The organism is Streptomyces sp. SCSIO 30461 (assembly GCF_037023745.1).
Taxonomy (GTDB): Bacteria; Actinomycetota; Actinomycetes; order Streptomycetales; family Streptomycetaceae; genus Streptomyces.
The window spans coordinates 144,541-167,691 of record NZ_CP146101.1; the positions used below are offsets into that span (position 1 = coordinate 144,541).

The following is a 23,151-nucleotide window of genomic DNA, read 5'->3' on the forward strand; positions in this document are numbered from 1 at the left end:
AGGAGCAGCCTTCATGGGGCGTCGGCTCGTACCGCTCACCCTGGACAACCTTTCAGACCTCCCCAAGCGATGCCGAGCGTGTGTCTTCTGGGAGCTTGATCCGGTCAGCGGAGAAGCGGCGGTAAAGGCAGGCAGGCCCGAGCTGGAAAAGGAAGCCTGGATCTCCGCCGTTCTGCTGGAATGGGGTTCGTGCGGTCGCGTTGTCTATGTCGACGAAGCGCCGGTCGGCTTCGTGCTCTATGCGCCACCCGCCTATGTCCCGCGATCCACGGCCTTTCCCACGAGCCCTGTCTCGGCGGACGCGGTGCAGCTGATGACTGCCTGGATCACCCCGGCGTACCAGGGGCAGGGTCTTGGCCGGGTGATGGTGCAGACCGTCGCCAAGGACTTGCTGCGCCGGGGCTTCAAAGCGATCGAGGCGTTCGGTGACGCCCGCTGGACCGAGCCGGCCTGTGTGCTCCCCGCCGACCATCTGCTGGCGGTCGGTTTCAAGACCGTCCGTCCGCACCCCGCGCATCCACGGCTGCGACTGGAGTTGCGCACCACACTCTCCTGGAAGGAGGATGTGGAGTTGGCTTTGGACCGGCTGCTGGGGGCTGTCCAGAAGGAACCTGCGCTACGGCCGTTGTGAGGCCCGGAGGCGATGAATGGGCCGACCCGTCAGGGGCGGCCCATTCATGTTTCACGTGAAACGAAGCGTGAGGCTTCAGCCCTGAGAGACCTCGTCGCTGATGTAGGCGTCCAGCTCACGCAGAAGCATGGCCTTCGGCTTGGCGCCGACGATGGTCTGCGCGACCTCACCGTTCTGGTACACGTTGAGTGTCGGGATCGACATCACGCCGTACTTGGCCGCCGTGGCCGGGTTCTCATCGATGTTGAGCTTGACGATTTCCAGCTTGTCGCCGTGCTCGGCGGCGATGGCCTCCAGCGACGGAGCGATCTGGCGGCACGGACCGCACCACTCGGCCCAGAAGTCCACAAGCACGGGCTTTGCGCTCCTGAGGACTTCCTCTTCGAAGTTGGCGTCGGTAACGATCTTCAGGGCCACGGTGGCCTCCTCGTCTTGCGGGGGTGTGGGGTATGGGGGCTGGAAGTCGTTGAGGGCGGTCAGACCGCCACCGCTGCCGCGGCCTTCTCCTCGTCCGCCAGGGCCGCGAGGTAGCGCTCGGCGTCCAGCGCGGCCGAGCAACCGGTGCCCGCTGCGGTGATCGCCTGGCGGTAGGTGTGGTCCACCACGTCGCCGGCACCGAAGACCCCTGTGAGGTTGGTACGCGTGGAGGGCGCGTCGACTTTCAGGTAGCCCTCTTCGTCCAGCTCCAGCTGGCCCTTGACGAGCTCGGTGCGGGGGTCATGTCCGACGGCGATGAACAGGCCCGTCACGGGGAGCTCGGAGGTCTCGCCGGTCTTGGTGTTGCGCAGGGTCAGACCGGAGAGCTTCTGCTCGCCGTGGATCTCGGCGACCTCGCTGTCCCAGGCGAACGAGATCTTCGGGTCGTCGAAGGCGCGCTCCTGCATCGCCTTGGAGGCACGCAGGCTGTCACGGCGGTGGATCACCGTCACGGACTTGGCGAAGCGGGAGAGGAAGGTCGCTTCCTCCATCGCCGTGTCTCCGCCACCGACCACAGCGATGTCCTGGTCCTTGAAGAAGAAGCCGTCGCAGGTGGCGCACCAGGAGACTCCGCGTCCGGACAGGGCGTCCTCGTTGGGCAGGCCCAGCTTGCGGTGCTGAGAGCCCGTGGTCACGATGACGGCCTTGGCACGGTGGACAGTGCCTGCGGTGTCGGTCACGGTCTTGATGTCACCCGTGAGATCAACGGCTACTACGTCGTCGGGGATGAGTTCGGCACCGAAGCGCTCGGCCTGACCCCGCATGCTGTCCATCAGCTCCGGCCCCATGATGCCGTCGCGGAAGCCGGGGAAGTTCTCCACCTCCGTGGTGTTCATCAGCGCGCCACCGGCGGTGACGGAGCCCTCGAACACCAGCGGGTTCAGCGAGGCGCGCGCCGTGTAGAGCGCGGCGGTGTACCCGGCCGGCCCGGAGCCGATGATGATCACATTACGGACGTCGCTCACGGGTTTCTTCCTCGTCTCTGGGGACTGCCTACTGCCTGCGGGGAGCGCCTTCAACCACTCACCCCACCCAACGGATCCTAAGGGGCAGGCATTCCCGCGGGGTCCCAGGCGCGTCCACTCCCGGCTCCCGTCCCGGCGTGGACCCAGGTGACGACGGTGGCACGGTGGTGGCGCGCTCAGGGACGGGGGTAGGCCTCCGTCAGCAGCAGCTCACCCTTGCCGGCAGGAGCGGACTCGACACATGAGGCGTCGACGACATACGCCTGCACCTGGGATTCATCGCCGGGCTTCGGGAACACCACAAGGAAGGCCCTGGTCCCCTCATACGTGCTCTGCTCCGCCGCGAGGGGAGGTTCACCGCGTCCTGTACCCCGCTGGACACAGGCTGGTACCTCCACACCCTCGGGTGTCCGCAAAGGCTGCATGCGAGGCACGGTCGGCCCGGTCTTGGACATGCCCGGTGATACCTCTTGCGCGGTGGCGCCTTGGGCCAGCAGTTGATGGACCCGGTCTCCGAGGGTGCCCTGGGAGAGCCCGCTCGCGGTATCGCCGGTGCTGAGCCCGGTCTGGGCCCTCTCGGCGCTGTCGGTGCCGGTCCCCATACCTCGGACCAAGAGCACGCTCATCCCCGCAGCGGCGATACCCAGAGCAGCGCCCAGGACGGCCGTGCGGCGACGTCGCCGAGTGGTGCGGCGTCGGCCGGGACCTGTGGCAGCGTGAGGCCGTCCCGCGGGACGATCCGTCGGAACGGTCCCGCCCGGCTCGGAGCGCCCCGGTGTTTCACGTGAAACACCGGGGGGATCGGCGGCATCCACCGGCTTCTCGGGGAGGGCGCCGGCGCTGAGAAGCGCCTCAGCGGCCAGCGCGGCATCGATGCGTCCCGCGATGTCGTCAGGCATCCGCGGGGCTCCCGGAAGGGTGCCCAGGAGGCCACGGATCTCCTGCAGGGACTCGTGAACCTCGGAGCAGAGTGAGCAACTGTCGATATGGCCTCTGATCTCGGTCTGACGGGAAGGTGACACCAATCCCTCGGTGAGATCGGCGATCTCCGACACATCCGGGTGCTGACTCGTGCCGGTCGAGGAGGTCACGCGCGCCCACCTCCGTCCTTCACACCGGCAGGATCACTCGGCCCTGCGTCCTTCGGTCCCATCACCGGTGGGACGGATGTCCCTGGCGTCCGGTTCCTTCCCCTGTTGCGACCTTCGCTATCCCCGTTTTCACCGGGCTTGCTCCCGGAGTCACCGCGCAGATGGGTGAGCATGGGCAGCAGCCGCGCACGGCCGCGGGCGCAACGGCTCTTCACCGTTCCCGTGGGCACATCCAGCATCGCCGCCGCCTCGGCGACGGGATAGCCCTGCATATCGACCAGGACGAGCGCGGCGCGCTGGTCCACCGGGATTCTGGCCAGGGCCGCCAGGAGCTCGCGATGAAGATCCTGGCGCTCGGCAGGGGCTTCGGCGGACTCCACCGGTTCGAGCAGCTGCTCCAGGCGCTCCGTGTCATCGACGGGGGAGGTCCGGCGGGAGGCGGCCTTCCGCGCACGGTCGAGACAGGCGTTGACCGTGATCCGGTGGAGCCAGGTCGTCACCGCGGACTGGCCACGGAACGTATGAGCCGCCCGGAAGGCCGAGACAAAGGCGTCCTGCACCGCGTCCGCCGCCTCTTCGCGGTCGCCCAGCGTGCGCAGGGCTACGGCCCAGAGCCGGTCGCGGTGCCGCCGTACGAGCTCACCGAAGGCGTCTGGATCGCCTGAGACATGGCGCTCCAGGAGCTCCTGGTCGCTTGCACCGTCGAGAGCGTTCTGCTCCACCGCATCATCCCCTCCCACGACATTGACCTTACGGTGACTCCGGTCAGGGCGGACAGAGCCATCTCTCGCCGAGGCAGGCATCACGAATCAGCTGTCGCCGCCCTTGACTGCGATCTCCGCAATGCCACCGCGGTACCCATCGGACGAGCCGTCACTGGGGAGCTCGGTGACGTGGATGAGCAGGTATCGAGTCGTGACCGGCTTGTCGAGCGGTTTGGCAACCTGCCGGCCGGCCTTGCCCGGCTCGGTGATCCGCTGTGGGAAGTCACTCAGCGAACTCGGGTCCGTCGCGTCCTTGTCCGCGGCGAGCAACTCGATCGTCTGGCCCGCCCGGTACATCTCGACAGAGATCTCCGAGACGTTCTTGGGGCTGCCCAGGTCGACGATGATCCCGCTTCCGTCCCGCCGCTCCGGCAGGTTGCCGAAGTTGGGGTAACCGATGTACTTCGGGGTGACCCATGCCGTACCGGGGTCGCCGTCGACGGCTTTGGGCACATCCTCCGGCTCCACGCCCGACCCACCGGGCGCGAACACCGAGGCGGCGGTGATGCGCAGCGGCTCGGCGGCGGGCGGCTTGTCGTCCTGCTTCCCGCTGTCGGTCTGGCTGTTCCCCGGGGTCCGGTCCGTCGACTTCTCGTTGTCTAGCAACTTGTCGGCGATCTGCCAGCTGCCGAGCCCCAGTGCGGCGATGAGCAGCGCCGCGACGGTCCACTTGAGCACCGTGCCCGTGCGGCTCTCCAGCGGAGCTGGAGGGGGCGGAACCGGCTGAGCCGGAGCGGTCCCCGGACGGGAGCCCGGGCGGCTGTATGTGCCTTGCTGGTACGTCGTGCGCTGGTACTCCGGGAGCGGAGCGAAAGTCGGCTCCGGGGGCCGGATACGGGGCATCTCCCCGACTGCCTTGGCCAGCTCGTCGGGAGTCGTGCAGGGCTGCTCCTGCCGGGATGCCGTCGCCCCGTCGTTGACCAGTGCTCGCATCGCCAGCTCCGAAAGCCCGCGGTGCACACCCGCGCGGACCTGGTCGGGTGGGATCAGCCCGACGCCTTTGGGAAGGCCCGAGAGACCGTAGGCATCGCTCTCGTAGGGCCAACGCTGGGTGAGCGCGGCGTAGAGCAGGGCGCCGATGGCCTCGGTGTCGGAGCGCTGTGGACGGTCCGAGCTGATGCCACGCAGTGCCGCGTTCACTGCGAGCCCGCGAATGCGGTACTGGCCGGTGGAGCTGCGCAGCACGGCGTTCGGGGTGAGGCGCAGATGTGCGAGGCCCTCGCGGTGAGCCGCCGTCATGGCCTGGGAGAGCTGGCTGACCAGCTGGTAGGCGTCGTGCGCCTCCATCGGCCCGGCGGCCAGCAGTGCCGAGAGCTCGATGGCGTCGGGCAGCCATTCATGGACGACGTAAACGATGTCATCGTCCTCGACCGCGTCGAGGACCTGTACGAAACGGGGGTCGCCGAGCAGCGCGGATGACCGGGCGGCTGCGAGCACGGACCGGGCGCGAGGGTGGTCGGCGGGGAGGATGTGGACCCCGACGGCTCGGCGCAGCTTCTCGTCGACCGCACGCCAACTGCTGAACCCGTCCAGACGGGTGACGCACTCCTCCAGCCGGTAGCGGTGGGCGAGTTTGTGGCCGCTGTGCACCTCGGGCGTCTTGATGGAGGACAGCTCGCTCTTCTCGTGCTCGCTGCCCATGTCCTCGGCGCTCATCTCCGCCGTGTCGTCGGCTTCCGCCACCCCGTCGGCCGTGGCCTTACCCGCCTTGGCGGTCAGCGGTTCGTCTCCGCTGTTGTCGGCCACGTCGACGGCAGCCGTGCTACGTTCCGCCACCGTCGTTCCCTGCCTCCCCATCCGTTGCGCCATATCCAACAGCCATGCCAATTGTGCCCACAGTCCGGCGCTATGCACGACACACGGTGGTGGACGAAGGTTGTGCACGACGTGGACGTTTGAGTGCGGCTTGCGGATAACTCCTAGCGGCCGAGGCGCCCGCGAACCATGCCGACCATGGCGTTGAGCTCCTCGATCCGCATCTTCCTGGCCGCGACGAAGAAGATGCCGAGAAGAAGCGCTCCCCCGGCGATCAGCGCCACCAGCGACCCGAAGGCACCCTCCCCCAGCGTTCTCAGCAGCAGGAAGCCCACACCACCGGCCACGAGGGCCGCGGGAAGCGATGCCAGGCTGAGCCGTGCGTAGGTGCGGACCACATGTGCCCCGTCCAGGTCACCGCCCAGCCGGTTCCGCAGGCGACGCCAGGCGACGCCGACGCCCACCGCGTACGCGAGCCCGTAGGAGGCGGCCATGCCCACCACGGCCCAGGCGGGCGGGAGCACGAGATAGCAGACGGCTGAAGCCGCCGCGTTGACCGCGGCCACGATGACGGTGTTGTAGAACGGCGTGCGGGTGTCCTCGTAGGCGTAGAAGCCCCGCAGAACCACGTACTGCACCGAGAACGGGATCAGGCCCAGGCCGAAGGCCATGAGGATGAATCCCATGGACCGAGCGGCCTCCACACCGGCGGAGGCGTACAGCAGGGTGCACATCGGGACGCCCAAGGCCAGGAACGAGAAGGCGACCGGCACGATCGCGACGGCGGAGTTCCGCAGACCCTGGGAGATGTCGTCGCGTACGGCACCGGAGTCCTCGTCGTGCGCGGCACGGGAGATCCGCGGCAGCAGCGCCGCCATGACCGACACCGTGATGATGGCCTGCGGCATGCCCCAGATGAGCTGCGCGTTGGAGTACGCGAGGATACCGGCGCCGTCCTTGCCGGACGCCGCTCCCGCCGCAGTGGACAGCTGGGTGACCACGAGGACGCCGGCCTGGTTCGCCAGGACGAACAGCACCGTCCACTTGGCGAGCTTGACCGTCTTGCCGAGTCCCTTGCCCTTCCAGTCGAAGCGGGGGCGGAAGCGGAAGCCGGTCTCGCGGAGGTAGGGGATCATCGCGACCGCCTGGACGGTCAGACCCAGCAGTGTGCCGATACCGAGGAGGCGCACGCCTTCCGGCGGAATGGTCTGCACACTCATCTGAGTGTCCGCCGAGGTGCCGTAGACCCAGATGAAGAGCCCGAAGGTGGCGATCATGACGATGTTGTTGAGGACCGGGGTCCACATCATCGCGCCGAACTTGCCCCGGGCGTTGAGGATTTGGCCCATCACCACGTGCACACCCATGAAGAAGATGGTGGGCAGGCAGTAGCGGGCAAAGGTGACTGCGACGCTGTTCGCCGGCGGATCGCCGGCGATGGTGGGTGACATGGCGGCGATCAGCAGTGGTGCGCCGAAGACCGCGATGACGACGATCACGCCGAGGGTGACCATGACCAGCGTCAGCAGCCTGTTGGCGTAGGCCTCGCCGCCGTCCTCGTCGTTCTTCATGGCGCGGACGAGCTGCGGTACGAAGACCGAGTTGAGGCCGCCGCCCACGGTGAGGATGTAGATCATCGTCGGCAGGGTGAAGGCGACGGTGAACGCGTCACCGAGCAGCGCGGCGCCGAGGGCGCCGGTGATCACGAGACTGCGGACGAAGCCCGTGATGCGCGACACCAGGGTGCCTGCCGCCATCACCGCACTGGACTTCAGCAGACTCGCGGCACGGCCACCGGCACCGGACTTCGGCTGCGCGGGTGCCGGTTTCGGCTCTGCTTCCGGCTCGGTCCTGACCTGGGTACGGGCAGCGCCCTGCTGCTGGTCCCGGTAGAGATGGGCGAAAGCATCCTGCTCCGTCTCGTTCTCTCCCGCGTGGCTCAGCAGTTCGTCGACACCGGTGAACCGCACCGCACGGGTGTCGTCGCCGTACGGCAGGCGGCGCGACGGGCCGTCCGGTTCGGGCGGGGGCGTCTGGGCCCACACCCGAGGATCGGGGGCGTACTGCTGGACCGGAGGCTGCTGGTACAGCGGCTGCGGCTGGGGATAGGAGCCGGGCGGTGGCGGCGGATGTGACGCACGGTCGTAGAGAGCTTCCGATACCGGGTCCTGGGCCGAAAGGTCCTGCGACCGGTAGGGGTCGTGCGCGTAGGCGTCCTGCACATACGGGTCGGCGGTGGCATCAGGGGCAGGCTCGTGCGCAGGCTGGGGCACCTGGCTCGCAGCCGGGGACCGGGATGCCCTGGGGCCGGGCGAGGGGTACCCGGCGCCCGGGGCGGGCGCGGTGCCGCCCGTGCCTTCCCCGCGGTCACCGTCGTACGGCGCGTTCATTGGATACCCCACCTCATCGTCCCCGGCCGACCGGCCACGCCATCGCTCAATGGTCCACCTTCTCACCCGTGTCCGACGGGTCCCTGCTTTCCGGAAGGGTGTCCGGCCCAGGGTCACTCGGCTGCTGCCCTGCGCTGTCGGCCGCGGTGTCGGCGACGGCATCGCCGCCATCGTCTGCGTCCTCGGGCGCGGCGGCATCAGCGTCGTCGGCGGTGCCCTCGCGGGCGGCGGCGCGCTTGCGCTGGGTGTACATCCTTACTCCGGCGAGGACAAGGAGAAGTACACCGCCCGCGATGACAAGCATCACGGTCGGGGTGACTTCGGAGACCTTGACTGTGAAGGTCATCCGGTCGCCGTAGGGGATCCCTTCCTTGGTGTAAAGCTGGGCGGTCACCTGGACCGGGCCGTTGGCGTTGGCAGCGGCGGCGAACTTCACGGACTGGCTGTGTCCGCCCTCGACCTTGATCTGCTGCTCCGCCGCATCACTTCGGTCATCGAGCTTCAACCGGGTCGGGTTGCCGGACTCCAGCCTGAGGACCAGGTCGACCCCTTGGAGCAGCTTGTTCTGCACCGTCACGGGGATCGTGGCGCTGCGGCCCGAGAGCGTCAGCGCGGACTTCTCGATCAGCCTGACCTCGGTCCTGAGGTCCTCCAGGAAGGTCTGCACCCCTCTGCGGTAGTCGGCCGCCGCGGCAGCTCTGCCCCGCCAGGATGTGGACATCTCCCGGTCCAGCGCGTTGCCGAACGGTGTCACGACCCGGTCCTGCGCTGTGAGGATGACCTTGAAGTTGTTCAGGGTCTCCTGCGTGGTGCGGATGTCCTGGAAGGTCTGGACCGGCAGCTCCTGGGCTCGGAGTCGGCCCGGATAGCTCTTCGCGCCCGGTACGTCCGTGGTCGCGTCGGGGTCGGGCTTCGCTGCCGCCACCGCGATGAGGTCCACCTGCTGGACCCAGCGCTGATCCGCGAGCGAGTGCAGGGCGTTCGCCATCGTCTGCGCCTGGGACGCTGTCAGCATCCGCTGCGGTGCGACCACGACGGTGCGCTGCTTGCTGGGAGCCTGGAGGGTCAGGGCCAGCGTCTGCGCCAGGAACCTCTGGACCGCGAGGGTCGAGCCGTCCGCCGTGGCCAGATCGCCCTGGAAGGCAGTGGAAAGCCGGGCGTCCGCGACGACCGCCGTGGTACCGCCGCCGATGGGCCGTGCCGCGGACGGTGTGTAGGACACCGGGCCGGTCTCCCTGAGGCTGTCACCGCGGGCGATGATCTTGTCGGCGCCCGCCGAAGTCGCGACATCGACGATCGACGGGTCGATCGCACCCTCGACCGGCCAGGCGAAGTCTATGGACGGCTTCACATGGAGGATCGTCTCCACGGTGCTCTCGGCGACCGTGGTGGCCGACTGGAGCTGGCTCAGGGAGCCGGAGACGTCCTTACCTCGATGGGCGAGAGACGCCAGGTCGGGATCGCCGAACGGCAGCGCGACGACGTTGCTCCCCTGCACCGCTTTCTCCAGCGAGCTCAGCCACTGCTTGGCCACGTCCTGGTTACGGCCGGGCGCCGTGGTGTCCGGCGCGGTCCTGACCTTGTACTCGCCGGCCATCGCCTCGACCGTGGCGAGCAGATCCGGATCGATGACCCAGGTCACAGGCAGTTCGCTGCCCAGCGACACAAGCCGCTCCAGCCGGCCACCGGGAGCCAGCTCCGCCGCCAGGGCCGCGTCATCCTCGAAGATCGGGCTCTGCCGTTCGTCCGTGTTGGTCTCCGCCGAGAGCCGTGTCGAGGAGATCAGCGGCCACAGGTAGGACATCTGGGTCTTGGTGTCCGCAGCCACCGGCTGCCAGGGCAGAAGGGTCCGCTCGATGCCCAGGACGTGCTCGTACTGCTCGCTGGAGGTCTGCCCCGAGAGGACCACTCCGAGCTGGTACACGCCGTTCTCGTCCTCGTCGAGACCGAGCTTGCCCACCGGGACGCTCAGCGAGAAGTCCTCGCTGAGGCCGGCTGCGATGGTCGGAAGCTCGACGGTGTACGGGGCGCCCAGCTTGTCGCCGTCGTCACCGGGCGAGTACGCGCCGCGCTCGGACACGTCGTCGATCTCGGAGCGCCCGTCCAGACGGGGGCCCACCAGGAGATCGACTTCGGCTTCGGTGACGGCTTCCTTGCCCTTGTTGGTCACGGTGCCGCTCAGGGTGAGCGTGTCGCCCTTCACGGGAGCGGCGGGAGACAAGGTGTCCAAGAACACATCGACACCGGTCGACGCGGGCGTCTTCGCGGCAGCCGGTGCGGTCTGTGCCACACCTGCGGTCCGGGCCGTCGGCGCGGCCTGCGCGGCCGGTGTCGCCGCTCCGTTGATCAGAGCGGCCAGCAGTGGTGCTGCCGCGATGACGGCGACTGTGCGCCGCAGCCACCGGCGGGCAGGAGAGGTCCCCATCCCCTGGAATTCTGCCGCCTCGGCCACGCGCTCGTCCGTCCCTTGTCGTCGTCTGCTGCCGTTGGTGGGCGGTGTCAGTGCCTCGGCTGAGTGACCTGGCCGCACCGGCCGTATCCAGGCATGGTAACGAGGTGCGCCATGGCGGAGTGCCGTCGACTGCGCCACATGATCGCTGCGGGGATGCGCTGGTGACCTTGATCCGGGGACCCGAGGCACCGGTAAAAGGGTGAAGCCCATGTCCGCACGGGCACGTACCCTGTGCTGTTGTGCCGAACGCCAACGAAGACAACCCCACCGCCCTGAATCAGGTGCAGCACCGCGCGGTCACGGAACTGCTGAGGGTGTCCCCTGTCGCCGATGAGCTTGCTCACCGTTTCAAGCAAGCGGGATTCCGCCTTGCCCTGGTGGGCGGATCGGTCCGGGACGCGCTGCTGGGGCGACTCGGCAACGATCTCGACTTCACCACGGACGCCCGCCCCGGGGACGTACTGAGAATCGTCCGGCCATGGGCGGACTCGGTATGGGATGTGGGGATCGCGTTCGGCACTGTGGGCTGCCAGAAGAGCGCCCCGGTCGGGGACGCGGTGCAGGATTTCCAGATCGAGATCACCACCTATCGCTCCGAGGCCTACGACCGGACCTCGCGCAAGCCCGAAGTGTCCTACGGCGAATCCATCGAGGAGGACCTCGTCCGCCGGGACTTCACGGTCAACGCGATGGCGCTCGCCCTCCCGGAGATGGAATTCATCGACCCCCATGGAGGCCGGGCGGATCTGGCGGCGCGGGTGCTGCGCACGCCCGGAACGCCTGAGGAGTCGTTCTCCGACGACCCGCTGCGCATGCTGAGGGCAGCACGCTTCGCCGCCCAGCTGGACTTCGAGGTGGCCCCCGAGGTCATCGGCGCGATGAACGACATGGCGGACCGTATCGAGATCGTCTCCGCCGAGCGCATCCGGGACGAGCTCAACAAACTGGTTGTCTCCCGGCATCCCAGGAAGGGCTTGGCGCTGCTGGTCGAGACCGGCCTTGCCGGTCATTTCCTCCCAGAGCTTCCCGCCCTCCGGCTGGAGAGTGACGAGCACCACCGTCACAAGGATGTATACGAACACTCGCTCACCGTGCTGGATCAGGCGATCGACCTCGAGCAGGGAGGCCCTGATCTGGTGCTGCGGCTGTCCGCGCTGCTGCATGACATCGGCAAGCCCAGGACTCGCCGCTTCGAGTCTGATGGCCGGGTCTCCTTCCACCACCACGAGGTGGTGGGGGCCAAGATGGTCAAGAAGCGGCTGACGGCGCTCAAGTACTCCAATGACATGGTCAAGGACATCTCGCGGTTGGTGGAACTGCATCTGCGCTTCCACGGCTACGGTGACGGTGAATGGACCGACTCGGCGGTGCGACGCTATGTAAGGGATGCGGGCCCCCTGCTTGAGCGGCTGCACAAACTGACCCGCTCGGACTGCACGACCCGGAACAAGCGGAAGGCGAGCGCGCTGTCCAGGGCCTACGACGGGCTTGAAGAGCGCATCGCTGAGCTGAAGGAGCAGGAAGAGCTGGACTCGATCCGTCCGGATCTGGACGGCAATCAGATCATGGAGATTCTCGGCGTCGGCCCGGGGCCGGTGATCGGCAAGGCTTACCAGGCGCTGCTGGAGCTGCGTCTGGAGCATGGGCCGATGGAGCACGAGGCTGCGGTGGCGGCGCTCAAGGAGTGGTGGGCCGGTCAGGACTGAGCCCCGTGCTGCGCTCATCGTGTTTCACGTGAAACACGCACCCGCGCGGTCGCGCCGGGCGCCGTGTTTCACGTGAAACATCAGCCCTTGTCTGCGCGGTGTCGCGTCAGGATGAGCGCAACCACCGCATAGAGCAGCGCCATCAGGATCACCAGCGGCCCGGACTTGCCGTCGGGGGGCAGGATCAGTGCCGCCAGCCCGACCGCCGTGACGAAGGCGACGTTGAAGAGCATGTCGTAGAGGGCGAACACCCGGCCGCGAAAGGCGTCGTCGACGGTTGTCTGGACGACCGTGTCCGTGGCGATCTTCGCTCCTTGGGTGACGGCGCCCAGGACGAACGCGGCGATGAGCATGGGTACGGGGGCGAAGGGCAGACCGAGGGCCGGTTCAAGGACGGCCGCGCCGCCCGCGCATGTCGCCATCCAGCCGTACGGGCCGAGCCGGTTCACCGCCCAGGGGGTGATGACGGCTGCGGTGAGGAAGCCGACCCCGGAGACACCCACCGCCAACCCCAGCAAGGTCAGCCCCTGCCTCTCGGTCGTCGGCCAGGCGTACCGGCACAGGGTCAGCACCATGACCGTCAGTGCGCCGTAGCAGAAGCGGAAGAGGGTCATCGCGCCAAGTGCCCTTGCGGCGGTCCGGCGTTCGGCGAGATGCCGCAGCCCGCTGACGAGCCCCCGCGCGGTGGAGGCCAATGCCGCCGCCAGTCGCGGCTGCAACTGCTCGGGGTCGGGGCCGAGCAGTGAGCGGGCCATCCTCAGTGAGGCCAGTCCGGCACAGAGGTAGAGCGCCGAGCCCAGCAGGACGACTGCGGCGTCAGAGTCGGCCATGCCTAGACGTACGGCGAAGGCGAGCCCGCCTCCGGCGGTCGCGGCGATGGTGCCCGCGGTCGGTGACAGGGAATTGGCCATCACCAACCGGTCCTCATCGACTACCCGGGGCAGGGAGGCTGACAGTCCCGCCAGGATGAAGCGGTTGATGGCCGTTACGCAGAGGGCTGAGGCGTAGAAGAGCCAGTCCGGGAGGGCGGCGACGATCAGTAGCGCGGTGACGGTGGCGAGCGCGGCACGCAGCAGATTGCCGTAGAAGAAGACCTGTCGGCGCTGCCAGCGATCCAGGAGTACACCGGCGAACGGGCCGACGAACGAGTACGGCAGCAGCAGTACGGCCATGGCCGAAGCGATGGCGGCCGGGGAGGTCTGCCGTTCTGGTGAGAAGACGACATAGGTGGCGAGTGCGATCTGGTAGACCCCGTCGGCCGACTGGGAGAGCAGCCTCACGGCCAGCAGACGGCGGAACCCGGAGAACCGCATGAGTACGCGCAGATCACCTACGACAGGCATGTCCGCCAGCGTCACACAGAACGAGGGTCCCCGGGCAGATGCCACGGGGACCCTCGGGTGTCCGGAAGGACGGGCGCACTCGCGCCCAGGAGGACGTGCGTGTTAGCGCTCGACCTCGCCCTTGATGAACTTCTCGACGTTCGCGCGGGCCTCGTCGTCGAAGTACTGCACCGGCGGGGACTTCATGAAGTAAGAGGACGCGGAGAGGATCGGGCCGCCGATGCCGCGGTCCTTGGCGATCTTCGCCGCACGCACGGCGTCGATGATGACACCGGCCGAGTTCGGGGAGTCCCAGACCTCGAGCTTGTACTCCAGGTTCAGCGGGACGTCACCGAAGGCGCGACCCTCCAGGCGGACGTACGCCCACTTGCGGTCGTCCAGCCAGGCCACATAGTCCGAGGGACCGATGTGGACGTTGTTCTCGCCGAGGTCGCGGTCCGGGATCTGGGAGGTGACAGCCTGGGTCTTGGAGATCTTCTTGGACTCCAGGCGCTCGCGCTCCAGCATGTTCTTGAAGTCCATGTTGCCGCCGACGTTGAGCTGCATCGTGCGGTCCAGGATCACACCGCGGTCCTCGAACAGCTTCGCCATGACGCGGTGCGTGATGGTGGCGCCGACCTGGGACTTGATGTCGTCACCGACGATCGGCACGCCGGCCTCGGTGAACTTGTCGGCCCACTCCTTGGTGCCGGCGATGAAGACCGGGAGCGCGTTGACGAAGGCGACCTTGGCGTCGATGGCGCACTGCGCGTAGTACTTCGCCGCCTCCTCGGAACCCACCGGCAGGTAGCAGACGAGGACGTCGACCTGCTGGTCCCTGAGGACCTGGACGACATCGACGGGAGCCTCGGCCGACTCCTCGATGGTCTGGCGGTAGTACTTGCCCAGGCCGTCGAGGGTGTGGCCGCGCTGGACCTTCACGCCCGTGCTCGGCACATCGCAGATCTTGATGGTGTTGTTCTCGCTGGCACCGATGGCGTCCGCGAGGTCGAGGCCGACCTTCTTCGCGTCGACGTCGAAGGCGGCCACGAAGTCGACGTCCCGGACGTGGTAGTCGCCGAACTGGACGTGCATCAGCCCCGGCACCTTGGAGGCCGGGTCGGCGTCCTTGTAGTACTCGACGCCCTGCACCAGCGAGGCGGCGCAGTTGCCCACGCCGACGATGGCTACGCGAACCGAACCCATTCCGGTTGCTCCCTGTCCCTGTTTGTTCTCGTACGAGACCTGCGTGTTCCGCGGGGTCTCACTTGGTGGTGTCATCGGACGGATCCGGCTGGTCGGGTGCCCTGGAAGGGCTCCCTTCCGAGGGCGCTGCCCCTTGATGCCGGGGCAGGCCGCCCGTCTCATCAGATGTGGTGTCCTGCCGAGGACCGTCTCCAGCGGAAGGGGACCGGCGCTGGTCCCGTCCCGCTCGCTCGCTCTCGATCAGCTCGTTCAACCAGCGCACCTCACGCTCCACGGACTCCATGCCGTGGCGCTGGAGCTCGAGCGTGTAGTCGTCGAGGCGCTCGCGGGTGCGGGCGAGCGAGGCGCTCATCTTCTCCAGCCGCTCCTCGAGCCTGCTGCGTCTGCCCTCCAGCACACGCATCCTCACCTCACGCTCCGTCTGCCCGAAGAAGGCGAAACGAGCCGCGAAGTGCTCGTCCTCCCAGGTGTCGGGGCCGGTGTGGGAGAGGAGTTCCTCGAAGTGCTCCTTGCCTTCGGCGGTCAGCCGGTAGACGATCTTGGCTCGTCGACCCGCCAGCGAGGCGGCCAGGGCGTCCTCGGGCGCGCTGCCCGGCTCTTCGATCAACCACCCGTTGGCGACCAGCGTCTTGAGGCAGGGGTAGAGCGTCCCGTAACTGAACGCCCGGAAGATCCCCAGCGACGTGTTGAGCCGCTTGCGCAGCTCGTATCCGTGCATCGGGGCCTCACGGAGCAGGCCGAGGACGGCGAACTCGAGGATGCCGGAACGCCTGCTCATCGATCGCCTCCTCCGTTCTTCCGGACCCGGGTGCACTTATGCCGCTCTGATGTATCGACTCGATACATCCAGACGATAGAACGGTGTTCCTGTGGCGACAAGTGGGACTCTCGTGACCGGCGTCACATCGTCAATTCACAGCGAGGGACTTGCCGGTTTAGGGGTTAATTTTCCACTCAAGACGTTTTTGTCCATGCGTAGGCTGTGCGGCATGCAGACCACCGGGAACCATGCGGCGCCTTCAAACGTCGTCCTCCCGGATGCATCACGGATGAGCCCGATCGCGGGCTGGTCCGTATTGATTGCGGGGGGACCGGATCACAACTGCCGCTTCCAGGCGTTTACGCCTGCCCGAGGAGTAGTCGTTCGATGAGCGAGCACCGTCGCAAACCACCCCAGCCGCAGGGTGGCGGACGTGCCGCGGCCAGGCGTGCCGCCCAGCAGCCGACAGGTCGCCGCGCAGCCCCGCACGGGGGCGCAGGCACGGGATCCCCTTCAGACGCATACGGACAGCCGTCGTACGGCGGACGTGCCGAGGCCCGCCGCGCCGCGCAGCGCGGCAGCGGACGCAGACGAGCCGCCGAGGCGGGCGGAGCAGGCGCCGGCGGCCACGGCGCAGGTCGCCGCGGTACCGGCGGCGGAGGCCAGGGCGATCCCGGCCGTGACTGGGGCGGTGACCCCGGCAAGCGGAGGTTGATCGACTACCCGCGGTACAACATGTACGGCTGGCGGCGCTGGGTGCCGTCGTGGAAGCTCATCACAGGTCTGGGGCTCGGGTTCGCCGGTAGTCTGATGGTGGCGGGCACCATCGGCTACGCCGTGGTGGCCGTGCCGGACCCCGCCGCCGCCGCCGAGGCGCAGAACAACGTCTACTACTGGAGTGACGGCACCCAGATGGCCGCCACGGGTGGTGAGGTCAACCGTCAGATCCTCACGCCCGAGAACATCCCGTCGGAAATGAAGTCCGCCGTGATCTCCGCGGAGAACAAGACGTTCGAGACCGACTCGGGTGTCGACCCGATGGGTATCGCCCGCGCCGTCTTCAACATGGCGAGGGGTGGTCAGACCCAGGGCGGTTCCACGATCACCCAGCAGTACGTCAAGAACGCCATGCTGAACCAGGAGCAGACTCTGAGCCGGAAGGCCAAGGAGCTCTTCATCTCCATGAAGGTGGACACCCGCCTTTCCAAAGAGCAGATCATGGCGGGCTATCTGAACACCTCCTACTACGGGCGTGGCGCCTACGGAGTCCAGGCGGCGGCGCGCACCTACTTCAACAAGGACGCGAAGGATCTCGACGCCAGCCAGTGCGCCTTCCTCGCCGCACTTCTGAAGGGCGCCACGTACTTCGATCCGGCCGGTGCCACCGAGATCGACCGGGCCGCCACCCCGGAGGCCAACACCAGGCGCGTCACCGAGCGTTGGACCTGGATCCTCGACGAGATGGTCAAGGACAAGCGTCTCGACGTGGCGGAGCGCGAGAAGTTCCGTGTCTTCCCCAAGGTCGAGAAGCCGAAGAAGAATGCCCAGCTGGGCGGGCAGATCGGCTATCTGGTGGACTTGGCCAAGGCCAACTTCATCAACAACAACGAGAGAGGCATCACGGTCGGTGACCTGACCAAGGGCGGTTATGAGATCCGCACCACCTTCGACAAGAAGAAGGTGGAGGCGCTCCAGAAGTCGGTCCAGAAGGTCTACAAGGAGAACATCGACCCCGAGAAGCGCCCGGACAAGGACACCCATGTCCAGTTCGGTGGTGCATCGGTGAATCCGGAGAACGGCGCGATCGTGGCCGTCTACGGCGGTACCGACGCGACCAAGCACTTCACCAACAACGCCGACGAGACCGGCGCCCAGGTCGGATCGACGTTCAAGCCCTTCGTGCTGGCCGCGGCCATGCAGGACGGCGTGCGTGACCCGTCGCTCGGTGACGACCAGGGCGCGGAGAGCCGCACCCGTGTCGATCCCGACAAGAGCAAGTACAACGGCGTCAACAAGCTCAAGATCAGGAACTACGACGGCACCGTCTGGCGCAACGAGAAGAACGAGGAATGGCTCCAGACCAATGACGGGGGGGAGTCCTACCGGAACATCACCCTGCGCGAAGCCATGATCCACTCGGCCAACTCGCCCTTCGCCCAGTTGGGCATGGACGTCGGCATCTCGAACGTCCGGCAGACCGCGATCAAGGCGGGTCTCCGAGAGGAGAGCCTGGTCAAGGGTAACGTCCCGTCGTTCTCGCTCGGTATCTCCAGCCCCAGCGCCATCCGCATGGCAGGTGCGTACGCCACGTTCGCCGCCGAGGGGAAGCAGAACGACCCGTTCTCGGTGACCGAGGTCAAGAAGGGGGGCGAGATCGTCTACAAGCACGAGGACAAGTCCAAGACGGCCTTCTCGTCCGCCATCTCGAGCAATGTGACCGATGTGCTCAAGGACGTCGTGGAGAAGGGGACCGGCACCAACGCCAGGCTCCCTGGACGCGAGGTCGCGGGCAAGACCGGCACCACCGACGGCAACAAGTCCGCCTGGTTCGTGGGATACACCCCGCAACTGGTGACGGCCATCGACATGTACCGGATGGACGACAACGCGGAGAACAAGAACCGCAAGTTCCTGGAGATGTTCGGGACCGGCGGGCAGAAGAAGATCCACGGTGCGTCGTTCCCGTCCGAGATCTTCAAGGACTACATGACGGTCGCTCTCAAGGGTCAGAAGGCCGTCTCGTTCCCCGAGCCGGAGCCGCTCGACGCCGAGGCCGTCTGTGGGGCCGGCAAGCGCTGCTCCTCGCCGTCGCCGTCCGTGTCCGCCTCGCCTTCCGAGGAACCCTCGCAGAGCCCCTCTGCGAGCCCTTCCGAGGAGCCGTCCCAGTCGCCTGATCCCGAGGAGAGCTGCGGGCGATTCGACTGGAACTGCGACCCCGTAGGCGGCCAGGACGGCGGAGGCGACAACGGCGGCAATGACATCGGAGGTACGGCGGACGGCGGCGCCACGGACGGTGGAGTGACCACCAGCCCGTCACCGCCGCCCGGCACCAACGGCAACGGCGGCAACAACGGTGGCAACGACGGAGGCGCCGACAACGGCGGCTTCTTCGGGGGAGCGGGAGGCTGACGCCGCGTTCACCCTGAGCCCTACCGTGAGGGCCGCCGCACCGGGACACCCGGCCGCGGCGGCCCTCACGGTTATCCACAGGACGGCGGCACCGACAGGGTGGTACGGCAGGATGTGACCCATGCCGAGCCCACAGAAGACGATCGTGCACCAGGACCAAACCGTGGTGCCTCCCACGCGGCGGGACGAGGTCGCGTCCGCCGGCAGTGAGCTGATCGGTGGCCCGTTGGGTCGGTTCGCGTGGGTAGGCGGGAGCTGGTTCACACCCGTACGGGTCATCGCCCTGGTCACGATCGGGATGTTCGCGCTGGGCATGGTGCAGAAGCTGCCCTGCTACAACTGGGCGTGGTTCCGGGGCGCCAGCTCGCAGTACACCCACGCCTGCTACTCGGACATTCCCCATCTCTTCCTCGGGCGCGGCTTCGCGGACGGGCTCACCCCGTACCTGGACCGGCTGAGCGGCGACATGGAGTACCTCGAATACCCGGTCCTGACAGGCCTGTTCATGCAGGTCGCCGCCTGGCTGACGGCGCCGTTCGACGGGGACCTCCAGTACCGCGAGCAGATGTACTGGCTGGTCAACGCGGGCATGCTGCTGGTGTGCGCCGTGGTCATCGCGGTATGCGTCACCCGCACCCAGCGCAATCGTCCCTGGGACGGGCTGATGGTCGCGCTCGCGCCCGCGTTCGCCCTCACCGCCACCATCAACTGGGATCTGCTGGCCGTAGCGCTGACGGCCGCGGCGATGCTGATGTGGTCCCGCGGGCGTGCGCTCCTGTTCGGTGTGCTCATCGGGCTGGCCACCGCGGCCAAGCTCTATCCGTTGCTGCTGCTCGGACCGGTGCTGGTGCTGTGCTGGCGGGCCGGGAAGTGGCGGGCGTTCGGCGCGTCCCTGCTGGGCGCGGCCGCCGCCTGGCTGGTGACGAACGTACCGGTGATGCTGCTCGCCCCCGAAGGGTGGAAGAAGTTCTACACCTTCAGCGAGGAGCGGCAGGTCGACTTCGGGTCGTTCTGGCTGATCATCACCCAGCGCACCGGCCAGGAACTGGACGTGGACCTCGTCAACGACTTCGCCAAGGTGCTGATGGCCCTGGTGTGCGTGGGCATCGCGGCCCTCACCCTGACCGCACCGCGGAGACCGCGGTTCGGTCAGCTGGCCTTCCTCGTCGTGGCCGCGTTCATCCTGGTCAACAAGGTCTACTCACCGCAGTACGTGCTGTGGCTGATCCCGCTCGCGGCACTCGCCAGACCCCGCTGGCGGGACTTCCTGATCTGGCAGGGCTGCGAGATCGGGTACTTCCTGGGTATCTGGATGTATCTCGCGTACACGACCAGTGGTGACAAGCACCAGGGGTTGCCGACCGAGGGCTACCAGCTGGCGATCGCCGTGCATCTGCTGGGGACGCTCTATCTCTGCGCCGTGATCATCAGGGACATCCTCATGCCGGAGCGTGATGTCGTGCGTCAGGACGGGTCCGACGACCCCGCGGGTGGGGTGCTGGACCGGGCGCCGGACGTGTTCGTGCTCGGTCGCGAGGTTCGTCCGGGTAGCCGGAGCGGCACCGCCCCGGCGGTGGAGGGACCGCGGGTGGAATGGGGGACCGAGCCCATGTCGAGCTGCTGACCGGCTGCCGGGCCTGGGCCGCTGCTCGAACGCGGCCCGGCCGGGCCCGGCACGCCCGTCCCGTGGCTCAGCGGTCGACCAGCCGGTCGTACTGGGTGGTCGTGTGACGCAGGTGGGCGACCAACTCGTCACCGACCTGCGGCTCCTGTGCGTCCGCCGGGATGAACAGGATGGAGACCTGCATATGCGGGGGCTCCGCGAACCAGCGCTGCTTGCCCGCCCAGACGAACGGTGAGAGATTGCGGTTCACGGTCGCCAGACCCGCGCGGGCCACGCCCTTGGCACGCGGCATGACACCGTGCATGGCCTTCGGAGCCTCCAGGCCGACCCCGTGGGACGTACCACCGGCCACCACGACCAGCCAGCCGTCCGACGCTGCCTTCTGCTGGCGGTAGCCGAATCGGTCGCCCTTGACCACCGGCGTCACATCGAGGACGGAGCCCCGGTACTCGGTGGCCTCGTGGTCGCCCAGCCACAGCCGGGTTCCTATCCGCGCACGGAACCGGGTCTGCGGGAACTGCTGCTGCAACCGGGCCAGTTCGTCGGCACGCAGATGGCTCACAAACATGGAGTGCAGCGGAAGCCGGGCATTGCGCAGCCGGTCCATCCAGCCGATGACCTCTTCGACCGCATCCGAACCGTCCGTGCGGTCGAGCGGCAGATGCAGGGCGAAGCCCTCCAGCCGCACGTCCTCGATGGCCGCGTGCAGCAGGCCCAGATCCTGCTCGGACACACCGTGGCGCTTCATGGAGCTCATGCACTCGATGACCACCCGCGCGCCCACCAGCGCGTGCACGCCGTCCACCGACGACACCGAGCGGATGACCCGGTCGGGCAGCGGCACGGGCTCCTCGCCCCGTCTGAAGGGGGTGAGGACGAGCAGGTCACCGCTGAACCAGTCCTTGATCCGCGCCGCCTCGTACGTCGTACCCACGGCCAGCATGTCCGCGCCGAAGCGGGTCGTCTCCTCGGCGAGCCGTTCATGACCGAAGCCGTAGCCGTTGCCCTTGCAGACCGGGACGATGCCGGGGAACTGGCCGATCACCGACTTCTGGTGCGCCCGCCAGCGCGCGGTGTCGACATAAAGGGAGAGCGCCATGGCCGGGACCGGGACCTTTCTGGGGGGTCAAAGGGTGCAGGGGGTGGATCGGTTGCGGGTGGATGCAGATCGAGTCACAGGTACGGCCGGAGGCTCGGACATGCTGTGGGGGACCGCGGGAGGATCAGCGGCGCGACATGTAGATGTCGAGAGCCTTGTGCAGCAGCTTGTTGAGCGGGAAGTCCCACTCGCCGACGTACTCGACCGCCTCGCCGCCGGTGCCCACCTTGAACTGGATCAGACCGAAGAGGTGGTCGGTCTCGTCCAGCGAGTCGCTGATGCCCCTCAGGTCGTAGACCGTGGCTCCCATGGCATACGCGTCGCGCAGCATCCGCCACTGCATCGCGTTCGAGGGACGGACCTCGCGGCCGATGTTGTCGGAGGCGCCGTAGGAGTACCAGACGTGTCCCCCGACGACGAGCATGGTCGCGGCGGAGAGGTTCACTCCGTTGTGCCGCGCGAAGTACAGGCGCATGCGGTTGGGGTCCTCGTTGTTGAGGACGGTCCACATGCGCTGGAAATACGAGAGCGGGCGGGGCCGGAAGCGGTCGCGCACAGCGGTGATCTCGTACAGCCGCTGCCATTCCGCGAGGTCGTCGTATCCGCCCTGGACGACCTCGACCCCGGCCTTCTCGGCCTTCTTGATGTTGCGCCGCCACAGCTGGTTGAAGCCCTTGAGGACGTCGTCGAGCGAGCGGTTGGCGAGTGGTACCTGGTAGACGTACCGAGGCTGCACGTCACCGAAGCCGGCCCCGCCGTCCTCGCCCTGCTGCCAGCCCATCCTGCGAAGCCGGTCGGCCACCTCGAACGCGCGGGGCTCGACATGGGTGGCCTGCACATCGCGCAGCCGCTTCACATCCGGGTCCTGGATACCCGTCTTGATGGCGGGAGCGTCCCAGCGGCGGATGACCACCGGCGGGCCCATCTTCACGGAGAACGCGCCCTGGTTCTTGAGGTGCGCCAGCATCGGCGTCAGCCACTCGTCCAGGTTCGGCGCGTACCAGTCGATCACCGGGCCCTCGGGCAGATAGGCGAGATACCGCTTGATCTTGGGAAGCTGGCGGTAGAGCACGAGGCCGGCGCCGACGAGCTCGCCGCTCCTGTCGAACCAGCCGAGGCTCTCCGAGCGCCACTCCGTCTTGACGTCCGCCCATGCGGGAACCTGGCAGTGGCTCGCCGACGGCAGGCTCTGGACGTACGCCAGATGCTGCTCTCGGCTGATGGTCCTCAGGGTCAGGCTCATGCGGGGCGCTCCTCGGCAGGTGTGTCCCCATGGGTACAGGGGTTCCAGCTCTCGCCGGAAGCCTACTTGTCCAGTGCAGCGCCCCGCGTGGCCGCGGGGTGGGGGAATCCGCGGTGGCGGACGGGCCGGGTGGGGCGGCGGCAGGCCGCGGAAAGTCAGTATCCGATCAGACCGCCGAAGAGCCCGCCGCGGGCCATACCGAGGAAGAAGCCGATGCCGGAGGCGCCGAGCCCGACGACCGTGAGGAAGCGCTCGCGGGTCGTGACGGAGATGAACTGGCCGTAACCACCGGCCAGGATGCCGATCAGCCCGGTCCACGAGGCGAGTAGATGCAGAAAGTCGAACTGCGCCGTCACGAGCGACACCAAACCCAGCACCAGGGTGGCCACCATCAGGGTGTCCTGGAGCCGATGGGGCTTGCCGTCCGTGGCGAGAAGGGAGCCTGTGGGGTTCGAGCGCATTGTCTGTGCCATGAAGCACCTCCTGGCGGTCCTGCGGGCCCGCATTCCCGGAGGGCGGCGCACTGTGACGCCGCCC

General features: G+C 67.7%; 17 protein-coding genes. 4 read left to right on the forward strand and 13 right to left on the reverse strand.

From position 1 onward, the window contains the following. Positions 1 to 13 precede the first annotated feature (13 nt). A complete protein-coding gene (locus tag V1460_RS00675) occupies positions 14 to 631 on the forward strand; it encodes a GNAT family N-acetyltransferase (protein WP_338671486.1) in 618 nt (205 codons plus the stop codon). 75 nt (positions 632 to 706) lie between these two features. Here V1460_RS00675 and trxA read toward each other — a convergent pair whose 3' ends face one another. From trxA to V1460_RS00710, 7 genes are all read right to left on the reverse strand, one after another. Continuing rightward, positions 707 to 1,048, reverse strand: coding sequence for a thioredoxin (gene trxA / locus V1460_RS00680; protein WP_338671487.1), 342 nt, complete (start codon positions 1,046 to 1,048; stop codon positions 707 to 709). Positions 1,049 to 1,107: 59 nt separating this feature from the next. Beyond that, the gene (gene trxB, locus V1460_RS00685; RefSeq protein WP_338671488.1) at positions 1,108 to 2,073 is read right to left on the reverse strand and encodes a thioredoxin-disulfide reductase; all 966 of its coding nucleotides are present in this window, start codon (positions 2,071 to 2,073) and stop codon (positions 1,108 to 1,110) included. 176 nt (positions 2,074 to 2,249) lie between these two features. After that, positions 2,250 to 3,164 carry a hypothetical protein gene (locus tag V1460_RS00690; protein ID WP_338671489.1) on the reverse strand — a complete coding sequence of 305 codons (915 nt, stop codon included), beginning with the start codon at positions 3,162 to 3,164 and terminating at the stop codon, positions 2,250 to 2,252. Beyond that, on the reverse strand, positions 3,161 to 3,904 hold the full coding sequence (sigM, locus tag V1460_RS00695) for an RNA polymerase sigma factor SigM (RefSeq protein WP_338671490.1): 744 nt from the start codon (positions 3,902 to 3,904) through the stop codon (positions 3,161 to 3,163). Before sigM ends, V1460_RS00690 begins: the two co-directional genes overlap by 4 nt. 69 nt (positions 3,905 to 3,973) lie before the next feature. After that, positions 3,974 to 5,704 carry a protein kinase family protein gene (locus V1460_RS00700; protein ID WP_338671491.1) on the reverse strand — a complete coding sequence of 577 codons (1,731 nt, stop codon included), beginning with the start codon at positions 5,702 to 5,704 and terminating at the stop codon, positions 3,974 to 3,976. 143 nt (positions 5,705 to 5,847) lie between these two features. Further along, complete coding sequence (gene murJ, locus V1460_RS00705) at positions 5,848 to 8,073, reverse strand: murein biosynthesis integral membrane protein MurJ (RefSeq protein ID WP_338671492.1); 2,226 nt, start codon at positions 8,071 to 8,073, stop codon at positions 5,848 to 5,850. A 46-nt stretch (positions 8,074 to 8,119) separates the two neighbouring features. Continuing rightward, positions 8,120 to 10,525 (reverse strand): DUF6049 family protein, encoded by a 2,406-nt coding sequence (locus tag V1460_RS00710; protein ID WP_338671494.1) that lies wholly within the window; start codon positions 10,523 to 10,525, stop codon positions 8,120 to 8,122. 239 nt (positions 10,526 to 10,764) lie between these two features. Between V1460_RS00710 and V1460_RS00715 the strand changes: the two genes are divergently transcribed. After that, positions 10,765 to 12,231 (forward strand): CCA tRNA nucleotidyltransferase, encoded by a 1,467-nt coding sequence (locus tag V1460_RS00715; protein WP_338671495.1) that lies wholly within the window; start codon positions 10,765 to 10,767, stop codon positions 12,229 to 12,231. Positions 12,232 to 12,311: 80 nt separating this feature from the next. Here the strand turns inward: V1460_RS00715 and V1460_RS00720 are convergent, their stop codons facing one another. The 3 genes from V1460_RS00720 to V1460_RS00730 all read right to left on the reverse strand — a co-directional run bounded on the left by V1460_RS00720 (position 12,312) and on the right by V1460_RS00730 (position 15,537). Next, positions 12,312 to 13,574: an MFS transporter gene (locus V1460_RS00720; protein WP_338671496.1), complete on the reverse strand. Its 1,263-nt coding sequence runs from the start codon at positions 13,572 to 13,574 to the stop codon at positions 12,312 to 12,314. Between the two features lie 102 nt (positions 13,575 to 13,676). Further along, positions 13,677 to 14,759, reverse strand: a complete 1,083-nt coding sequence (locus tag V1460_RS00725; protein ID WP_338671497.1) for an inositol-3-phosphate synthase — start codon at positions 14,757 to 14,759, stop codon at positions 13,677 to 13,679. Between the two features lie 58 nt (positions 14,760 to 14,817). Continuing rightward, complete coding sequence (locus tag V1460_RS00730; RefSeq protein WP_338671498.1) at positions 14,818 to 15,537, reverse strand: PadR family transcriptional regulator; 720 nt, start codon at positions 15,535 to 15,537, stop codon at positions 14,818 to 14,820. A 369-nt stretch (positions 15,538 to 15,906) separates the two neighbouring features. Here V1460_RS00730 and V1460_RS00735 point away from each other — a divergent pair, with 369 nt between their 5' ends. Both V1460_RS00735 and V1460_RS00740 read left to right on the forward strand, forming a co-directional pair. Then, positions 15,907 to 18,648, forward strand: coding sequence for a transglycosylase domain-containing protein (locus V1460_RS00735; RefSeq protein WP_338671499.1), 2,742 nt, complete (start codon positions 15,907 to 15,909; stop codon positions 18,646 to 18,648). A gap of 121 nt (positions 18,649 to 18,769) precedes the next feature. After that, complete coding sequence (locus tag V1460_RS00740) at positions 18,770 to 20,272, forward strand: glycosyltransferase 87 family protein (RefSeq protein ID WP_338671500.1); 1,503 nt, start codon at positions 18,770 to 18,772, stop codon at positions 20,270 to 20,272. Between the two features lie 67 nt (positions 20,273 to 20,339). Here V1460_RS00740 and V1460_RS00745 read toward each other — a convergent pair whose 3' ends face one another. The 3 genes from V1460_RS00745 to V1460_RS00755 form a co-directional block, all read right to left on the reverse strand. Then, entirely contained in the window at positions 20,340 to 21,371 is a 1,032-nt protein-coding gene (locus tag V1460_RS00745) for an alanine racemase (RefSeq protein WP_338671501.1), read from the reverse strand. Between the two features lie 124 nt (positions 21,372 to 21,495). Further along, positions 21,496 to 22,614 carry a peptidoglycan bridge formation glycyltransferase FemA/FemB family protein gene (locus tag V1460_RS00750; protein WP_338671503.1) on the reverse strand — a complete coding sequence of 373 codons (1,119 nt, stop codon included), beginning with the start codon at positions 22,612 to 22,614 and terminating at the stop codon, positions 21,496 to 21,498. Positions 22,615 to 22,769: 155 nt separating this feature from the next. Beyond that, positions 22,770 to 23,087, reverse strand: coding sequence for a hypothetical protein (locus V1460_RS00755; protein ID WP_338671504.1), 318 nt, complete (start codon positions 23,085 to 23,087; stop codon positions 22,770 to 22,772). Between the last annotated feature and the right edge of the window lie 64 nt (positions 23,088 to 23,151).

What these genes read in the sequence shown, in the direction of transcription:
- V1460_RS00675 (WP_338671486.1), top strand. Translation starts at nt 14, where the DNA reads ATGGGGCGTCGGCTCGTACCGCTCACCCTGGACAACCTTTCAGACCTC.
- murJ (WP_338671492.1), bottom strand. Translation starts at nt 8,073, where the DNA reads ATGAACGCGCCGTACGACGGTGACCGCGGGGAAGGCACGGGCGGCACC.
- V1460_RS00720 (WP_338671496.1), bottom strand. Translation starts at nt 13,574, where the DNA reads ATGCCTGTCGTAGGTGATCTGCGCGTACTCATGCGGTTCTCCGGGTTC.
- V1460_RS00725 (WP_338671497.1), bottom strand. Translation starts at nt 14,759, where the DNA reads ATGGGTTCGGTTCGCGTAGCCATCGTCGGCGTGGGCAACTGCGCCGCC.
- V1460_RS00730 (WP_338671498.1), bottom strand. Translation starts at nt 15,537, where the DNA reads ATGAGCAGGCGTTCCGGCATCCTCGAGTTCGCCGTCCTCGGCCTGCTC.
- V1460_RS00735 (WP_338671499.1), top strand. Translation starts at nt 15,907, where the DNA reads ATGAGCGAGCACCGTCGCAAACCACCCCAGCCGCAGGGTGGCGGACGT.
- V1460_RS00740 (WP_338671500.1), top strand. Translation starts at nt 18,770, where the DNA reads ATGCCGAGCCCACAGAAGACGATCGTGCACCAGGACCAAACCGTGGTG.
- V1460_RS00745 (WP_338671501.1), bottom strand. Translation starts at nt 21,371, where the DNA reads ATGGCGCTCTCCCTTTATGTCGACACCGCGCGCTGGCGGGCGCACCAG.
- V1460_RS00750 (WP_338671503.1), bottom strand. Translation starts at nt 22,614, where the DNA reads ATGAGCCTGACCCTGAGGACCATCAGCCGAGAGCAGCATCTGGCGTAC.
- V1460_RS00755 (WP_338671504.1), bottom strand. Translation starts at nt 23,087, where the DNA reads ATGGCACAGACAATGCGCTCGAACCCCACAGGCTCCCTTCTCGCCACG.